This is a genomic window from Eikenella corrodens (genome assembly GCF_900187105.1).
Taxonomy (GTDB): Bacteria; Pseudomonadota; Gammaproteobacteria; order Burkholderiales; family Neisseriaceae; genus Eikenella; species Eikenella corrodens.
Window position 1 is genome coordinate 420,101 of sequence record NZ_LT906482.1, and the last position, 16,458, is coordinate 436,558.

The window sequence follows — 16,458 nt, forward strand, 5'->3', positions numbered from 1 at the left end:
CCTAAAAGGAAAACCATGTTCCCCATCGAACTCAAAGCCCTGCGCCGCAATCTCGGCCTCACCCAAGCCGAAGCCGCCCAGGCTCTTGCCGCCAATGTCGATTTCCCCCACGGCGCTTCTGCCGAAGAATGGGCACAATGGGAAAACGGCGCCGCCCCCATCCCCCTGCACGTGGTTCGCGCCGTGGAAACCCGCCTCAACCAGAAATACCAAGCCATCGACCAATATGCCGAACAACTCGAAGCCCAAATGCAGGGCGGCAATGCCGTGGTGGTACTGTGGTATCCCGAACCAAACGCCTGCCCCGACCTGGCCTCTTGGCGCATCAGCCAAAGCGTGGCCGGCGAAGTAGCCGCCATGGGTGGTCGGGTGATCGCCTTCGATGCCGAAGCCTACCGCAACTGGCGGCAAGGGCAAGCTCAAACTGCCGACACCCCCGACAACCGCCAACGCTGGGCACAAGAGCAATTTGAGCAATCCCGATAAATATGGATGCTTAAAGAGGCTACCTGAAAACAATGTCTAGACGAAACTAAATTAGTTTCAGGTGGCCTTGTTGAGCAAAACAAGATAACTTATTGCATCTGCGACATTTTCCAATTTTTCAGGTAGCCTTTATCCAACCCCCAAAGGCTACCTGAAACCGTAGCATGCCAAAGTTTGTGCGAAACAAAAATTCCCCGCCACTTTGCCGCCGGCATGACCGCATCCCTGCCCTTGCTCTATAATCTGCCATTTTTCAGGTAGCCCCAGCGCCGCCTCCCTATTTCCGCCAAACCACAGAAAGCCATCCATGAAAAAACGAGTCCTCACCGGCGTAACCACCACCGGCATCCCGCATTTGGGCAACTACGTCGGCGCCATCCGCCCCGCCATTGCCGCCGCAGCCGACCCCGCCGCCGAATCCTTCCTCTTTTTGGCCGACTACCACGGCATCATCAAATGCCACGACCCCGAGCTCATCCACGCCTCCACCCAGGCCGTGGCCGCCACCTGGCTCGCCTGCGGCCTCGATCCAGAGCGCACCACCTTTTACCGCCAAAGCGACATCCCCGAAGTGCCCGAGCTCAACTGGATACTCACCTGCATCACCGCCAAAGGCCTGATGAACCGCGCCCACGCCTACAAAGCCGCCGTGCAGGCCAACCTCGATGCCGGGCAAACCGACCAAGACCACGGCGTGGAAATGGGCCTCTACAGCTACCCCATCCTCATGAGCGCCGACATCCTCATGTTCAACGCCCACGAAGTGCCGGTAGGCCGCGACCAAATCCAGCACGTAGAAATGACCCGCGACATCGCCCAGCGTTTCAACCACCGCTTCAAAGAACTGTTCGTGCTGCCCGAAGCCAAAGTGGACGACAACGTGGAACTCCTCGTCGGCCTCGACGGGCGCAAAATGAGCAAGAGCTACGGCAACACCATCCCGCTGTTTGAAAGCGAGAAAAAGCTGCAAAAAGCCGTGAACAAAATCATCACCAACCTCAAAGAGCCCGGCGAGCCGAAAACTCCCGACGAGAGCCCGCTGTTCGACATCTACAAAGCCTTCGCCACCCCCGCCGAAACTGCCGAATTCACCCAAATGCTGGCCGACGGCCTGGCCTGGGGCGAAGCCAAAAAACTGCTCGGTGCCAAGCTGAACGAAGAGCTTGCCCCCAAACGCGAACGCTTCCACGAGCTCACCGCCCAACCCGCACAAATCGAAGACATCCTGCAGGCCGGCGCCGCCAAAGCCCGCAAACAAGCCCGCGAACTGCTCGACCAAGTGCGCGACGCCGTAGGCATCCGTCCGCTTCGTTGAACAATACTGCTGTTTGGCAGACACACAAAAGGCTACCTGAAATTTCAGGTAGCCTTTCCATTGCAGCCATGTAGGGGGCGTGAGGAACGCACGCACGCGGCTTTGGAATATAGTGAATTAAATTTAAACCAGTACAGCGTTGGCTCGCCTTACCGTACTATTTGTACTGTCTGCGGCTCGCCGCCTTGTCCTGATTTAAATTTAATCCACTATAAATTGTGGAATGTTGGGTTTACCAACCCAACCTACGCCCTGCCCCATCAACAGGCTACCTGAAAAATGGATTTCAAGTAGCCTGCTCATTTGCGGGGTGTAGTGTGCGGTACGCACGCACGCTGCTTTGGAATAACTGGTAACGGCGTGCGCTCCTGCGGCATACACCTCATGCTGAAAGGCTACCTGAAAAATGAATTTCAGGTAGCCTTTTGCATTATGGCGGGTTCTAGCATCCAACCCAGTATGTCGCTCTGCCTCACGGCAGCAGCAGCTGGCTCATTTCCGTCCAGGCTTGGCGGACTTCGGGTAGGCGCAGCGGCAGGTCGCGGCTGAAGAAGTAGTTCATGCTGCCGAGAATGAGGGTGGCGAGCATGTCGGCCTGGTAGTCCCAATCTTTGCCGGGGTCGGTGTTGGGCAGGGTGTGGGCGAAGCGGAGGAATTGCTGTTTAATCAGCTTGTGCATATCGCGGTAGAGATGGTGGCGGCGGGTGTCCACTTTCCACAGGGCGAGAATCAGGCGGCGGCGGCTGTGTATCCAGTCGGAGGCTTCTGGCATCATGTTGAGGAACACATCAAAACTACCTGCCTGGAAACGGGTAAGGATGTATCGGCTGTATTCGGCTTTGAAGTCGGCAATCATCTTGCCGGCCAGGTCGCTTTTGCCAGAGTAGTATTTGTAGAAAGTGGAACGGTTTACCGGGGCACGGTCGAGAATGTCTTGCACCGCAATTTGGGCAAAGGGTTTTTCATGCAGCAAATCCACAAAGGCTTCGCGGATAGCGCGGTGGGTTTTGATGATGCGGGGGTCGGTATAAGTTTCGTTTTCGCTCATGTTTGCTCTTTCGCTTCAGGTAGCATCTGGAGCATTTTGCGTTTATCTGTGCGCTTAAGCAACTTTTTTACTAATTTCGTATGCTTAATGATACGCGGAATTGCTTTTTAATGGTATGCAGCTCTGTATTGGAGACTTACACTCAAATCATTCTTATTGCCGAGGTATTCTTGATGAAACGCCTACCCAAATCTCTGCTTTTCCTGCTGCCGCTTGCTGCACTTGTCGGCATCGGCTTTTTTGCATTCCGCCAATATGCCGCGCCCGATCCGTTGGCGGGCATCGCGCATGCCAACGGGCGGCTGGAGTTTGCCCGCATGGATGTGGCCAGCCTGTATGCCGGGCGGGTGGAAGAAATAACGGTGAGCGAAGGACAGTTTGTGGAAGCGGGCACGGTGTTGGCGCGGATTTCTTCGCAAACCGCCGAAGCACAGCTTTCCGAAGCACAGGCGGGCAAGGCGCAGCTGGAGCAGACAGTGCGTCGCGCACAAGCGCAAATCGAGGCGCAACGCCAGCAGCTGCGAACCGCGCAGATGGAGGCAGACAACGCCCGCCAGCTGTTCCGCGATAATTTAATTTCGCAGACCGAACTCAACACCCGCTTGGCACAGCGCGATGCAGCACGGGCGGCGGTGCAGGCGGCAGAAGCAGCGCGCAATGAGGCACAGGCCGGCGTGGGGCAGGCGCGGGCTAAAATGGCGCAGGTGTCTTCCGTTATCGGCGATTTGTCGGTACGCGCGCCACAGGCCGGGCGGGTGGAATACCGGCTAGCCGAGCCGGGCAACGTGCTGCCGGCCGGCGGCAAGGTGGTAAGCCTGTTAAACCTGAACGACGCAAGCATCAGCCTGTTCCTGCCCGCGCCCACGGTAAACCAAATCCCGCTGGGCAGCGAGGCGCGGATTAAGATGGACGGCTTGGACGCGGTGTTCCCCGCCAAAGTTACCTATATTGCCTCAGAGGCGCAGTTCACGCCCAAATTTGTGGAAACCGCCGAAGAGCGCACCAAGCTGATGTTTCGGGTGAAATTGCAGATTCCTGCCGACGTGGTGGCCAAATACCAAGGCTACCTGAAAGGCGGCATGACGGCCACCGGCTTTGTGCGCACCGACTCCAAGCTCGCCTGGCCGGCCGATTTGCAAACCCGCCTGCCGCAGTAGGATGCAGCTATGCCGAACGCCATCGAAATCAGCCAACTCTCGCACGCCTACGGCAAAGTGCAGGCCTTGCGCGGCGTGTCGATCGCCATCGGGCGCGGCGCCACCGTCGGCTTGATCGGCCCCGACGGCGTGGGCAAATCCACCCTGCTGTCGCTGATTGCCGGCGTGCGCACGCTCCAAAGCGGTGAAGTGCGCGTGCTCGGGCACAATGTGGCGCACAAGGCCGAACGCGAAGCGCTGTTGCCACGCATCGCCTTTATGCCGCAGGGCTTGGGCAAAAACCTCTACCCCACGCTTTCCGTGTATGAAAACATCGATTTCCACGCCCGCCTGTTCGGCCTGAACAAACACCAGCGCAAACAACACATCGAGCGGTTGATGCAGTCCACCGGCCTGGCGCCTTTTGCCGACCGCGCCGCCGGCAAGCTCTCCGGCGGCATGAAGCAGAAACTCAGCCTGTGCTGCGCCCTGGTGCACAACCCCGACCTGCTGATTCTGGACGAACCCACCACCGGCGTCGATCCGCTTTCCCGCCGCCAATTCTGGACATTGGTGCGCGAGCTGCGCGCCGAAAATCCCGGCATGACCGTGCTGGTGGCCACCGCCTACATCGACGAAGCCGAACAGTTCGACTATCTCCTAGCTATGGACGACGGCCAAATCCTCGCTCACGGCCGCACGCAGAAAATCCTCGCGCAAAGCGGCTGTGCCACGCTGGAGCAGGCCTATATCCGGATGCTACCTGAAAGCAAGCAAACCCATTGGGACGATTCCCAACTGCCACTCTTTATCCCCGACGATTCCCTACCGCCCGCGATGGAGGCGCACAACCTGAGCAAACGCTTCGGTGATTTCATCGCGGTAAACAAAGTCAGCTTCCGCATCCGCCAAGGCGAAATTTTCGGCTTCCTCGGCTCCAACGGCTGCGGCAAAAGCACCACCATGAAAATGCTCACCGGCCTCTTAGATGCCAGCGAAGGCGAGGCCACGCTCTTGGGCGAACCAATCGATGCCGGCAGCACCGCCGTGCGCCAGCGCGTGGGCTATATGTCGCAGGCATTTTCGCTGTATGAAGAATTGAGTGTGCGGCAAAACCTGGTGCTACACGCAAGGCTGTACCGGCTGGGCGAAAAGAGCAACGCCGCCATCGAAGCCGTGTTGCAGCAATTCGAGCTAGCCGATTTGGCCGACGCCACCCCCGCCGCCCTGCCCTTGGGCGTGCGCCAGCGCCTGCAGCTGGCCGCCGCCTGCCTGCACCGCCCGCAGGTGTTGATTTTGGACGAGCCCACCTCCGGCGTCGACCCTGCCGCGCGCGATATGTTTTGGCAATACCTGTTCCGCATGGCGCGGGAAGAGCGCGTAACCATTTTCGTCTCCACCCACTTCATGAACGAAGCCGCCCGCTGCGACCGCATCTCGCTGATGCACCGCGGCCGCGTTCTGGCCGTGGGCGAACCGGAAGAACTGCGCCGCCGCCAACACGCCGATACACTGGAAGAATCGTTTATCCGCTATTTGGAGCAAGACGAAGCCGCCGAAGCGGCAGAAAGGCTACCTGAAAGCGCCCAAAGCGAGCTTTCACAAAGCAAAAACTCTGTTACAGAATCTGCCCAAGACAGGCTACCTGAAACGCAAAGGCTACCTGAAAACCATGCCGCCCCTTCCGGCCTGCTCTATTGGATTTCCACCGTATTCACCTTCGCCCGACGCGAAGGCAAAGAGCTGCTGCGCGACCGCATCCGCCTGATGTTTGCCCTGCTGGGCCCCTTGGTGTATCTGATTTCAGGTAGCCTCGGCGTGTCGTTTGACGTAAACGAAATGGATTTCGCCGTGCTCGACCAAGACCAAAGCCACTACAGCCGCGAGCTAACGCAGGAGTTCGACGGCTCGTCCTACTTCCGCCAACGGGCCAGCCTCGCCACCCGTAACGACATCAACGCCGTGCTCACCGACGGCAGCGCGCGTATGGTGATTGAAATCCCGCCCGGCTTCGGCAAAGACCTCACTCTCGGCCGCCGCCCGCAGCTGGCTTTCTATTTCGACGGCTCGTGGCCGTTTGTGGGCGAAAACCTCCACGGCTATGCCCAAGGCATCCTCAACCGCTATATGGCCGAGCTCTACCGCGAACGAGGCATCCGCATCAACACCGGCGGCGGCCTGCAAACCCGCTTCATCTACAACCCCACCTTTAAAAGCATCAACGCACTCACGCCGGGCTTTTTAATGCTTTCGCTGATGATGATTCCCGCCATGCTAACCGCCCTATCCGTGGTGCGCGAAAAAGAAATCGGCTCCATCATGAACCTCTACAGTTCGCCCGCTTCCTCTTTTCAATATCTTTTCGGCAAGCAGCTGCCCTATGTGCTGCTCTCGTTCTTAAGTTATCTGGTGTTGCTCGGCGTGGTGGTGTTCGGGCTGGGCGTGCCGCTGAAAGGCTCGTTTATCGCGCTCACGGCCGGCGTGCTGTGTTTCGTGTTTGCCTCCACCGGCTTCGGGCTGTTGGTGTCCACCTTCGTGCGCACGCAGGTGGCGGCCATTTTCGCGGCAGCGATTCTGGCTATGATTCCGGCGCTGGATTTCTCCGGCATGATTTATCCGGCATCCACCTTGAGCGGCGCCGGCAAGTGGATCGGCATCTTCAGCCCCACCAGCTGGTTTCAAACCATCAGCCTGGGCGTTATCACCAAAGGCCTGGGCTGGCGCGATGTGGACACGCTGTGCGGCACGCTGTTGCTGTTTTTCGCCGCCTATTGGCTCGCTGCCGGGCTGCTTTTGAAAAAGCAGGAGAAATGATATGCGCCAATGGATAAGCAACGTTTGGTATCTGGGCGGCAAGGAAATCCGCAGCTTCTTCACCGATTACGCGCTGTTTGCGCTGTTGGTGTTTATGTTCAGCTTTTCCGTGTATTCCGTGTCGCAAAACGTAACCACCGAAGTGAAAAACGCCGCGCTGGCCGTCTACGACCAAGACCGCAGCGCGCTCACCTACCGCATCCGCGATGCCATGATCGCCCCGCAGTTCAAACAGGTAGACGACATTGACGGCAGCCGCATCGACCGCGCCATGGATTTGGGCGAATACAGCTTCGTGCTGGTTATCCCGCCCAACTACACCGCCGACCTCCTGGCCGGCAAACGCCCCGAGCTGCAATTATTGGTGGACGCCACCGCCATGTCGCAGGCCGGCGTGGGCTCGGTGTACATCGGCCAAATCGTAAACCGCGAAACGGCGGCCTATCTGGGGCGGCACGGTAACGCCGCGCCCTTCGAGCCGGTGGTGAACGTGCTGTTCAACGAAAACCTGCGCAGCGAATGGTTTATGCCGCTCAACCAACTGGTGGGCAACGCCACCCTGCTCACCATCCTGCTGGTGGGCGCGGCCGTGATCCGCGAGCGCGAACACGGCACGATTGAGCATTTGTTGGTGATGCCGGTGGATGCGAACGAAATCGTGATGGCCAAAATCCTGGCCAACGGCCTGATTATCCTGGTTTCCTCCCTGCTCTCGCTGCTCTTGGTGGTACACCGCGCCGTGGGCGTGCCGATTAACGGCTCGTTGGCGCTGTTCGTGTTCTGCGAGGCCGTGTATCTGTTTGCCATGGCCGGGCTCGGCGTGCTGCTCGCCACCCAGGCGCCCACCATGCCGCAGTTCAGCCTGCTGTGCATCATCGTGTATATCGCCGTATTCCTGCTCTCCGGCAGCACCTCGCCCATCGAAAACCTGCCGCCCTGGCTGCGCAGCCTTTCCGAACTCTCGCCCATGACCCAATTCACCGCCCTCTCCAAAGACATCATTTTCCGGGGCGCCGGCTGGAGCGTAATCCGCCACCGCGTAGCCATCACCGCCGTATCCGGCATCCTCTTCACCGCCATCGCCGTAATCCGCTTCCGCCGGATGCTGGCGCAGCAGAATTAGCGGGAGCAAGGCTACCTGAAAATACACAAATCAGGCATTCATGCCCGATAAACCCCAACCCCAAAGGCTACCTGAAAGCTTGCACATCCTGTTTCAGGTTTCAGGTAGCCCCACACCAAGGAAACCCACCATGCCTACCTCCAAACTCCTCCCGATTGCTCTAGCCCTCCTCCTCACCGCCTGCACCACCACCCAAATCGACCGCCAATCCAACATCACGCTACCTGAAAATTTCCAACACACCGGCCAGGCCGATTCCGCCCCCAATTTAGCCCGCTGGTGGCAGCAATGGCCCGACCCCCAGCTTGGCCATCTCATCGAACAAGGCCTGCAATACAACCACAGCATCGCCATTGCCCGCAGCCGGCTTGAAGAAGCCCGCGCCACCTCCCGCCTGGCCGAAGCCGACCTCCTCCCCAGCGCCGGCCTAGCCGCCGATGCCAAAGGCTACCGCAACCACCGCCGCGACCCCTACCTCGGCAACGGCGGCAACCTCACCTCCGCCAGCTTCCGCGCCGCCTGGGAGCCCGACATCTTCGGCCAAAAACGCAGTGATGCCGATGCCGCCCGCGCCGCCGCCCTCGGCAGCCAAGAGCAACTCCACGGCAGCCGCCTGCTCGTCTCCGCCCAAATCGCCGAACACTACCTGCGCGCCGCCCACATCCAGCAGCAGCAAACCCTCGTTTCCCAACAGCTCGCCACCCTGCACGAACTGGCACGCTACGCCGCCGGCCGCTTCAACGCCGGCCACGCCACCGCCCACGACACCACCGCCATTACCGCCCAAATCCAAGCCCTGCAAGCCCGCCAAAGCACCCTCCAAGCCCAATTCGACGCCCAACAGCGCAGCATCGCCGTGCTCATCGGCCAAACCCCGCAAACCTTCCGCCTCGACAGCGACGCCATGCGCCAAGCCGCCCTGCTGCAACACCTGCCCAGCCCGCCGCAAGGCATCCGGCCCAGCAGCCTCCTCAACCAACGCCCCGACCTGCGCGCCCGTGCCGCCGAAATCCAAGCCCGCAGCGCCCAGCTCGCCAGCGCCAAATCCGACCTCCTTCCCCGCTTCGACATCCAATTCCTCTGGCAAACCGGCCGCATCGAGCTCAACAGCGACCTCGCCCCCTTCAACCGCGCCCGCAGCGGCAACGGCGGCCTTTTCAGCATCGGCGTACAACTCCCCCTCTTCACCGCCGGCCGCATCCACGCCAACATCCAAGCCGCCGACGCCCGCCTGCAAACCGCCCTGCTGCAATACGACCAAACCCTGCTGCAAGCCCTCGCCGACGTAGACAACGCCTACCAGGCCCAACACGCCCTCAACGCCCAGCAGCAGGAATTGCAGCAGGCCGAACGCACCGCGAAGCAGCAAGTACGCAACGACCGCCAACTCTTCCGCTACGGCCGCAAAACCCTCGACACCGCCCTGCAATCCCAGCTCAACGCCCACGGCTTCAGCCAAAACCTGCTCGACAACCAACTCGCCTCCGGCCTCAACCTGCTCAACCTCTACAAAGCCATCGGCAGCGGCTGGCAGGAAGAAGGCAACCAGCCCGAAGCAGCCGAAACGGCAGCTAAATAGTAAAACAGGCTACCTGAAACTTTTCAGGTAGCCTGTTTTCATTCCGCCAATGCCGCCTAGCGCTCCTCCAGCCCGGCCAAAATCGCGCAATCCGGACAATCGTCTCCCGCGCAGGCGTCGTGCCAGCGTTGCAGCTCGGCCACCATGCCCTGCAGGCGTTCGATTTTAGCTTCCAGCTCGGCAATGTGCCGCGCGGTGAGCGTTTTCACTTCGCGGCTGGTGCGCTGCGGATTGTGTTGCAGGCTCAAAAGCTGCCCGATCTGCGGCAGCGAAAAGCCCACTTCCCGCGCATGGCGGATAAAGCGCAGCCGGGCAAGGTCGGCCTGGCCGTAGCGACGGTAGCCCGCTTCGCTACGCGCGGCCGGGGCGATTAGGCCGTGCTTTTCGTAGTCGCGGATTTGTTTGGCGGAAAGGCCGCTTTCGGCTGCGGCCTGGCTGATGTTCATCATGATGCTTGACCTTTACTTCGGGTGAAGCTTTATAGTGGCGGCACTTAACGGGAAAGCAAGAGCAGACCATCATTTCAGGCTACCTGAAAGTTTTAGCGGCAATGGGCTTTAAAATTTCAGCCTCATTCCAACAGAAAGGAAACCCTATGCAAACCATCACATTAAACATTGAAGGCATGACCTGCGGCGGCTGCGTGAAAAGCGTTACCCGCATTCTCGAAGGCGTAAACGGCGTGACCAAGGCCGAAGTGAGCCTGGAACAAAAAAACGCCGTGATTGAATTCGACCCCGCCCTCACTAGCCCCGCCGCGCTGATAGAGGCGGTGGAAGACGGCGGTTTTGATGCGGCTTTGTAAACCGAATCGCAACGAATTGACTGCAACACCCCAAAGGCTACCTGAAAACCCCGCTCCGCTTTTTTCAGGTGGCCTCACACCAGCCAAGGGAAGAACATGCAACAAAAAGTCCGTTTCCAAATCGAAGGCATGACCTGTCAGGCATGCGCTTCGCGCATTGAAAAAGTGTTGAACAAAAAAAACTTTGTCGAATCGGCGGGGGTGAACTTCGCCAGCGAGGAGGCGCAGGTGGTGTTTGACGACAGCCAAACCTCCGCCGCCGACATCGCCAAAATCATCGAGAAAACCGGTTACGGTGCAAAAGAAAAAATAGAAGACGCGCTGCCGCAACCCGAAGAAACCGCGCATATCGGCTGGCGGCTGTGGCTGCTGTTCGCCATCAACGTCCCATTCCTTATCGGCATGGCGGGGATGATGATTGGCAGACACGATTGGATGATTCCGCCGTTGTGGCAATTCGTGCTGGCAAGCGTGGTGCAGCTTTGGCTGGCGGTGCCGTTTTACAAAAGCGCCTGGGCGAGTATTAAAGGCGGGCTGGCGAATATGGACGTGCTCGTTACCATCGGCACGGTGTCGATTTACCTGTATTCCGTCTATATGCTGTTTTTCAGCCCGCACGCGGCGCACGGCATGGCGCATGTGTATTTTGAAGCGGGCGTGATGGTGATTGGGTTTGTGTCGCTGGGTAAGTTTTTGGAACACCGCACCAAAAAATCCAGCCTGAACAGCTTGGGTTTGCTGCTGAAACTCACGCCGACCCAAGTCAACGTACAACGCGATGGCGAATGGGAACAACTGCCCATCGACAAAGTGCAAATCGGCGACCTGATCCGCGCCAATCACGGCGAACGCATTGCCGCCGACGGCATTATCGAAAGCGGCAGCGGCTGGGCGGACGAGAGCCACCTCACCGGTGAATCCAACCCCGAAGAGAAAAAGGCGGGCGGCAAAGTGTTGGCGGGCGCGCTGATGACTGAAGGCAGCGTGGTGTACCGCGCCACGCAGCTCGGCAGCCAAACCCTGCTCGGCGACATGATGAACGCGCTATCTGAAGCGCAGGGCAGCAAGGCGCCGATTGCGCGTGTGGCGGACAAGGCGGCGGCGGTGTTCGTGCCTGCCGTCGTGGGCATCGCGCTTTTGACCTTTATCGCCACTTGGCTGGTGAAAGGCGATTGGACGATTGCGCTGATGCACGCCGTTGCCGTTTTGGTGATTGCCTGTCCGTGCGCGCTCGGTCTGGCGACGCCCGCCGCGATTATGGTCGGCATGGGCAAAGCGGTGAAACACGGTATTTGGTTTAAAGACGCAGCGGCGATGGAAGAAGCCGCCCACGTCGATGCCGTCGTGTTGGACAAAACCGGCACGCTGACCGAAGGCAGGCCGCAGGTTGCCGCCGTTTATTGCGTTCCCGACAGCGGCTTTGACGAAGACGCTTTGTACCGCATCGCCGCCGCCGTTGAACAAAACGCCGCCCACCCACTCGCCCACGCTATTGTCTCCGCCGCCCAAGCGCGCGGTTTGGAAATCCCCACTGCACAAAACGCGCAAACCGTTGTCGGCGCAGGCATTACCGCCGAAGTCGAAGGAGTGGGCTTGGTGAAAGCGGGCAAACTTGATTTTGCCGAATTAAGGCTACCTGAAAACCTTTCAGACGACGTCTGGCACATCGCAAGCATCGTCGCCGTTTCCGCCAACGGCAAACCCATCGGTGCATTCGCACTCGCCGACGCGTTGAAAACCGACACCGCCGAAGCCATAGACCGTCTGAAAAAACACGGCATTGACGTTTACATTATGAGCGGCGACAACCAAGGCACGGTCGAATACGTCGCCAAACAACTGGGCATCGCACACGCCTTCGGCAACATGAGTCCGCGCGACAAGGCCGCCGAAGTGCAAAAACTCAAAGCCGCCGGCAAAACCGTGGCAATGGTCGGCGACGGCATCAACGACGCGCCTGCGCTCGCCGCCGCTAACGTCAGCTTCGCCATGAAAGGCGGCGCGGACGTTGCCGAACACACCGCATCTGCCACACTGATGCAGCATTCGGTCAACCAGCTCGCCGATGCCCTGCTGGTGTCGCAGGCGACTTTGAAAAACATCAAGCAAAACCTATTTTTCGCCTTCTTCTACAATATCTTGGGCATCCCGCTCGCCGCACTCGGCTTCTTAAATCCCGTCATCGCAGGCGCGGCCATGGCGGCAAGTTCGGTGTCGGTGTTGGGCAATGCGTTAAGGTTGAAACGGGTGAAGATTGAGTAATATGGGAAAGGTCGTCTGAAACGCATACGCCCAATTTCATTTTTCAGGTAGCCTCAAACTAGGAATCAACCGATGAAAAGTTATACACTCGATATTCCCCACTTTGAATACCCTGAATCATTTCAAAAAATTGTCGAACTGAATTTAGTCGATTTCGATATTTGGCATCTGCTCGATAGTCATTGGGCAGCCGAACTATACCGAGGCTTGCAAACGCGCTATCCCAATAGAAAACTGATTCCCTTCGCCAAACGCAGCGATTGCGATGACACTGCCTGCTTCGAAATCGGCAAAGGCGGCAAAGTCCAACTAATCCACGACTTTGCCCTCCCCGGCTGGGAGCAGCGTCAAGAATTCCCCGATTGCTGGGCATGGCTTGCTCAAGCGGTAAACGACATGATTGAATACAATCGGGAAGGCGGCATCCTGTAAACATCAAACCGGCTGATGGGCAAACATCCATTTTCAGGTAGCCTGCCTTGAAAACCGCCGCATATGCCAGCAAAATAACATCCCGCCCCACCTAAAGGACATCAGCCATGTGGAAACTCCTCATCCTCACCGCCACCACCATTGCCTCCCCGGTTTACGCTCAAACCTGCGCCCAAGCCGATGCTGCGCTGGCGCAAGCCTACACGCAGATGAAAGAAGGCGGCAGCCACAGCTATGCAGGCTCAGCCAACGAAAATCAGCGCGAAACCGCCGAAACCCGTTTTCACCAAACCCTTTCCACCTATCTGCAACAGTCCGATTCCTGGGCATGCCGTTTCCCCAGAACCACCAGAGCCGGCATCATCATCCACACAGCGCCCAATGGCCGCCTACGCAGTTTCAGCTGGGATGCCCAAAGCGGTGGCACCCTGCGTGAATACCACAACCTACTCCAATACCGCACCCCATCCGGCCGCAGCGCCACCCAAAAAGGCGAAGGCATCCTAACCGGCATCTACTCCGACACACTCGGCCAACACGGCACTGCCTATTTCGTCACCAGCATAGGCAAATACAGCAACACCCTCTACGGGCAGAGCCTGTCGGTTTGGCAGATCAGCAACGACGGCCTGCGCCCGCTCAACATTATCCGCACCAGCAAAGCCACCAACACGCTCTCCTATGAATACAGCGCCAGCCATAGCGGTAGAAATGAAGATTTTGCCTACGACGCCCGCAGCAAAACCATCAGCTTCCCGCTGGTGCCGAAAGCAGATGCCAACCACCCTGATGCAGCATATGGTGCAGCACAAGTCAGCAACCGCCGCATCCGCTACCGCTTCAACGGTGAGCAATTTGTCCGTTTAAATTGAAACCGCCAACCATACCGCCCAACACTTTTCAGGTAGCCCCAAAGGCTACCTGAAACCCACCGCCATGCTCCGCCACGCCCTCATCGCCCTGCAAACCCTCTTCGCTACCCCGCTGCATGCCCGCCATGCCGCCAAAACCGATGCCGCCCTCGCTGCCGCCCTGCAACACAACGGCAGCCAACCAGCCAGCCTCTTCGCCGAGCAGCTAGAAGGCTACCTGAAAACCGCCGAATCCTGGGCCTGCCGTTTCAGCCAAACCCGCGCTGCAGGCCTGATTATCCACAGCAGCGCCGACGGCCGCGTGCGCAGTCTCACCCCGCCGCACAGCCACACCAGCCTGCTCCAAGCCCGCAGCCCAAGCGGCCACACCAGCGTGCAAACCCTGCCCGGCCACATCGAACGCCTGCACACCCTCCGCCTCAACGGCTACGGCCACGCCTACCTCCTGTTCACCGAGCAGACCAATGGCGACCACACCGAAAAATCCCTCGTCCTCCTCCACTTCGCCGCAGAGCAGCTCCAAGCCCTGCCCATCATCCAAACCGCCCCCGCCGCCGACCCCACCCACCACCTCAACATCGCCTACAGCGGCCAACACACCAACAACTACTTCTTCTATGAGCCCGGCAGCCACACCATCAGCCAGCCGCAAATCAGCAGCCATACCCACACCCCCACCAACCGCCGCCTCAAATACCGCTTCAACGGCCAACTATTCGTGCCGCACAGTTAAACCAACAATGAGGCTACCTGAAAACCGTTCTTCATTTTCAGGTAGCCTTAAATCTAGCATTTAAATTCCCCACCCTCTCACATCATTCCGGCCAAGCATTCTTTCGCCTGAAGTACCTGCCACTTTCAGCAAGCAAATAAAAACCACTTGCAAACAAAAATGGTTCGCACTAATATGCCGCCCTATCATGCAAAACGAAAACCGTCTTTTATCCCCGATTGCGCTCTTATTCGTGATCGCTGCCCATGCCCTGCTGTATTGGCTGTTGATCTCGATTAAGCCGCCGCAACTGCCGCCCGAACCGCCCGGGCTGAGCTTTGTTGATCTCGGCGAGATTGGCGGCGGGGGCGGGGGCGGCGGTACGGGTGGCGACACCATATCCGAAGACGAGCCACCTGCCGGGCCGCCGGAGCAAACCCCGCCCGAAGCGCCCAAACCTGAACAGCCCAAACCGCAGCCGGCCAAGCCCGTGCCGGAACAGCGCGCGCAAATCAAACCGGTGGAACGGCAAGACAAACCCGCCGATATCGTTCAGCCCAAACCTGCCGAGCCGAAACCCGAGCCCAAACCGCAGCCTCAAGCGCAACCCCGCCCCGAACCCCAGCCGCAGGCGCAGCCTGAGCGGTCTATTGCCCCTGCCAACCCCGGTGCAGGCCATAGCGCCAACGCAGGCGGTGGCGGTGGCGGCAAAGGTACGCCTTCCGCCGGAGAAGGTGGTGGCAGCGGTGGCGGCAAAGGCACCGGTGTCGGCTCCGGCGAAGGCAGCGGACGCGGCCCCGGTTCCGGCTCCGGCGAAGGCGGCGGCCACGGCAGCGGGCGTGGTACGGGTAATGGTTCCGGTACCGGCCAAGGAGGTGGCGGCGACAGCGCGCCCACCCACCTTGGCGGCTACCTGAATAACCCGAAACCGCCCTATCCGAAGCAACTGGAAGAAGAAGGCATCAGCGGCACGGTAAAACTGCGCGTGATGGTGGAAGCCAACGGCAAGCCTTCCAGCGTGGAAATCGTTTCCGCCTCCCATCCGCTGTTCGGCAGATCAGCAGCCGACACCGTGCGCCAGAGCTATACCTTCGTTCCGGCCAAACGCAACGGCCAGCCGGTGCGCCAGAGCTATACTTTTACCTTGCGTTTTAAAGCCCCTTAAAAACCCAACTAAACTAATTACCCAATCTCATTACCTTATATTAGGAATATCATGAATCTAGGACACGTTTTCGCCCAAGGCGACATTGTATTGATTACCGTATTTCTGCTGCTGTTGCTGATGAGCGTCCTCACCTGGTGGATCATCATCATGCGCAGCTTCCGCCTGCACCAAGTGCGCCACGCCAATCGGGGCACGATTGAGTCTGTAGCCACCGTAGCCTCGCTCGATGATATGCTGCGCCTGGCCAAAGCCCACCCCTCCCCGCTGGCCGACCTCACCGAAGCTGCCATTCAGGCCGCGCGCCAATACCGCGCCAACCCCGCCAGCCAGCTCACCAGCATTCCCTTGGGCGACTATCTGGTGCAACACATCCGCCATAAAATGGACATTGCCAAACGCGGCCTCAACGGCGGCCTAACCATCCTCGCCTCCGTAGGCGCCACCGCCCCGTTTATCGGTCTGTTCGGCACGGTGTGGGGCATTTACCACGCGCTGGAAAATATCAGCCAGCAAGGCCAGGTAAACATCGCCACCGTGGCCGGCCCCATCGGCGAAGCACTGGTGGCCACCGCCGTCGGCCTGTTTGCCGCCATCCCCGCCGTGCTGGCCTACAACTTCATCGTGTTCGGCAATAAGCAAGTGGTGCAGGATATGGATGCCTACGCCTACGATTTGCACGTTAAGATTATGAACAATAAGGAGTAAG

16 protein-coding genes are annotated in these 16,458 nt (G+C 59.1%); 13 read left to right on the forward strand and 3 right to left on the reverse strand.

The window, feature by feature from the left end; translation table 11 throughout:
• Nucleotides 1–15 precede the first annotated feature (15 nt).
• Together CKV94_RS02115 and trpS are read left to right on the forward strand one after the other, a co-directional pair.
• A complete protein-coding gene (locus tag CKV94_RS02115) occupies nt 16–486 on the forward strand; it encodes an Aca2/YdiL-like domain-containing protein (protein WP_003822378.1) in 471 nt (156 codons plus the stop codon).
• Nucleotides 487–793: 307 nt separating this feature from the next.
• On the forward strand, nt 794–1,801 hold the full coding sequence (trpS, locus tag CKV94_RS02120) for a tryptophan--tRNA ligase (RefSeq protein WP_003822380.1): 1,008 nt from the start codon (nt 794–796) through the stop codon (nt 1,799–1,801).
• Nucleotides 1,802–2,002: 201 nt separating this feature from the next.
• Here trpS and CKV94_RS11050 read toward each other — a convergent pair whose 3' ends face one another.
• Together CKV94_RS11050 and CKV94_RS02130 are read right to left on the reverse strand one after the other, a co-directional pair.
• Entirely contained in the window at nt 2,003–2,254 is a 252-nt protein-coding gene (locus CKV94_RS11050; protein WP_003822381.1) for a hypothetical protein, read from the reverse strand.
• 19 nt (nt 2,255–2,273) lie between these two features.
• The gene (locus CKV94_RS02130; RefSeq protein ID WP_003822382.1) at nt 2,274–2,849 is read right to left on the reverse strand and encodes a TetR/AcrR family transcriptional regulator; all 576 of its coding nucleotides are present in this window, start codon (nt 2,847–2,849) and stop codon (nt 2,274–2,276) included.
• A 173-nt stretch (nt 2,850–3,022) separates the two neighbouring features.
• Here CKV94_RS02130 and CKV94_RS02135 point away from each other — a divergent pair, with 173 nt between their 5' ends.
• From CKV94_RS02135 to CKV94_RS02150, 4 genes are read left to right on the forward strand one after another with little or no spacing between them, the layout of a single operon-like run.
• Nucleotides 3,023–4,006, forward strand: coding sequence for an HlyD family secretion protein (locus tag CKV94_RS02135; RefSeq protein ID WP_035579982.1), 984 nt, complete (start codon nt 3,023–3,025; stop codon nt 4,004–4,006).
• 9 nt (nt 4,007–4,015) lie between these two features.
• Nucleotides 4,016–6,799, forward strand: a complete 2,784-nt coding sequence (gene rbbA, locus CKV94_RS02140) for a ribosome-associated ATPase/putative transporter RbbA (protein ID WP_003822385.1) — start codon at nt 4,016–4,018, stop codon at nt 6,797–6,799.
• A 1-nt stretch (nt 6,800) separates the two neighbouring features.
• Entirely contained in the window at nt 6,801–7,922 is a 1,122-nt protein-coding gene (locus CKV94_RS02145) for an ABC transporter permease (RefSeq protein ID WP_003822386.1), read from the forward strand.
• A gap of 40 nt (nt 7,923–7,962) precedes the next feature.
• Nucleotides 7,963–9,501, forward strand: coding sequence for an efflux transporter outer membrane subunit (locus tag CKV94_RS02150; protein ID WP_223417328.1), 1,539 nt, complete (start codon nt 7,963–7,965; stop codon nt 9,499–9,501).
• 56 nt (nt 9,502–9,557) lie between these two features.
• On the opposite strand, the gene cueR is transcribed toward CKV94_RS02150, so the two are convergent.
• Nucleotides 9,558–9,950 carry a Cu(I)-responsive transcriptional regulator gene (gene cueR / locus CKV94_RS02155; RefSeq protein WP_003742986.1) on the reverse strand — a complete coding sequence of 131 codons (393 nt, stop codon included), beginning with the start codon at nt 9,948–9,950 and terminating at the stop codon, nt 9,558–9,560.
• Between the two features lie 146 nt (nt 9,951–10,096).
• Here cueR and CKV94_RS02160 point away from each other — a divergent pair, with 146 nt between their 5' ends.
• The 7 genes from CKV94_RS02160 to CKV94_RS02190 all read left to right on the forward strand — a co-directional run bounded on the left by CKV94_RS02160 (nt 10,097) and on the right by CKV94_RS02190 (nt 16,457).
• Nucleotides 10,097–10,306 carry a heavy-metal-associated domain-containing protein gene (locus CKV94_RS02160; protein ID WP_035579988.1) on the forward strand — a complete coding sequence of 70 codons (210 nt, stop codon included), beginning with the start codon at nt 10,097–10,099 and terminating at the stop codon, nt 10,304–10,306.
• Nucleotides 10,307–10,402: 96 nt separating this feature from the next.
• Nucleotides 10,403–12,568: a heavy metal translocating P-type ATPase gene (locus tag CKV94_RS02165; protein WP_003822391.1), complete on the forward strand. Its 2,166-nt coding sequence runs from the start codon at nt 10,403–10,405 to the stop codon at nt 12,566–12,568.
• 72 nt (nt 12,569–12,640) lie between these two features.
• Complete coding sequence (locus tag CKV94_RS02170) at nt 12,641–13,000, forward strand: hypothetical protein (protein ID WP_003822392.1); 360 nt, start codon at nt 12,641–12,643, stop codon at nt 12,998–13,000.
• 107 nt (nt 13,001–13,107) lie between these two features.
• Nucleotides 13,108–13,872 (forward strand): hypothetical protein, encoded by a 765-nt coding sequence (locus CKV94_RS02175; protein WP_003822394.1) that lies wholly within the window; start codon nt 13,108–13,110, stop codon nt 13,870–13,872.
• A 64-nt stretch (nt 13,873–13,936) separates the two neighbouring features.
• Nucleotides 13,937–14,605, forward strand: coding sequence for a hypothetical protein (locus CKV94_RS02180; RefSeq protein WP_003822395.1), 669 nt, complete (start codon nt 13,937–13,939; stop codon nt 14,603–14,605).
• 187 nt (nt 14,606–14,792) lie between these two features.
• On the forward strand, nt 14,793–15,749 hold the full coding sequence (locus CKV94_RS02185) for an energy transducer TonB (protein WP_003822396.1): 957 nt from the start codon (nt 14,793–14,795) through the stop codon (nt 15,747–15,749).
• Between the two features lie 51 nt (nt 15,750–15,800).
• Nucleotides 15,801–16,457 carry a MotA/TolQ/ExbB proton channel family protein gene (locus CKV94_RS02190; RefSeq protein ID WP_003822397.1) on the forward strand — a complete coding sequence of 219 codons (657 nt, stop codon included), beginning with the start codon at nt 15,801–15,803 and terminating at the stop codon, nt 16,455–16,457.
• Nucleotide 16,458: the final 1 nt, after the last annotated feature.

Coding starts and splice junctions, on each gene's coding strand:
- CKV94_RS02115 (WP_003822378.1), top strand. CDS start 16: ATGTTCCCCATCGAACTCAAAGCCCTGCGCCGCAATCTCGGCCTCACC.
- trpS (WP_003822380.1), top strand. CDS start 794: ATGAAAAAACGAGTCCTCACCGGCGTAACCACCACCGGCATCCCGCAT.
- CKV94_RS02130 (WP_003822382.1), bottom strand. CDS start 2,849: ATGAGCGAAAACGAAACTTATACCGACCCCCGCATCATCAAAACCCAC.
- CKV94_RS02135 (WP_035579982.1), top strand. CDS start 3,023: ATGAAACGCCTACCCAAATCTCTGCTTTTCCTGCTGCCGCTTGCTGCA.
- rbbA (WP_003822385.1), top strand. CDS start 4,016: ATGCCGAACGCCATCGAAATCAGCCAACTCTCGCACGCCTACGGCAAA.
- CKV94_RS02145 (WP_003822386.1), top strand. CDS start 6,801: ATGCGCCAATGGATAAGCAACGTTTGGTATCTGGGCGGCAAGGAAATC.
- CKV94_RS02150 (WP_223417328.1), top strand. CDS start 7,963: ATGCCCGATAAACCCCAACCCCAAAGGCTACCTGAAAGCTTGCACATC.
- cueR (WP_003742986.1), bottom strand. CDS start 9,950: ATGATGAACATCAGCCAGGCCGCAGCCGAAAGCGGCCTTTCCGCCAAA.
- CKV94_RS02160 (WP_035579988.1), top strand. CDS start 10,097: ATGCAAACCATCACATTAAACATTGAAGGCATGACCTGCGGCGGCTGC.
- CKV94_RS02165 (WP_003822391.1), top strand. CDS start 10,403: ATGCAACAAAAAGTCCGTTTCCAAATCGAAGGCATGACCTGTCAGGCA.
- CKV94_RS02170 (WP_003822392.1), top strand. CDS start 12,641: ATGAAAAGTTATACACTCGATATTCCCCACTTTGAATACCCTGAATCA.
- CKV94_RS02175 (WP_003822394.1), top strand. CDS start 13,108: ATGTGGAAACTCCTCATCCTCACCGCCACCACCATTGCCTCCCCGGTT.
- CKV94_RS02180 (WP_003822395.1), top strand. CDS start 13,937: ATGCTCCGCCACGCCCTCATCGCCCTGCAAACCCTCTTCGCTACCCCG.
- CKV94_RS02185 (WP_003822396.1), top strand. CDS start 14,793: ATGCAAAACGAAAACCGTCTTTTATCCCCGATTGCGCTCTTATTCGTG.
- CKV94_RS02190 (WP_003822397.1), top strand. CDS start 15,801: ATGAATCTAGGACACGTTTTCGCCCAAGGCGACATTGTATTGATTACC.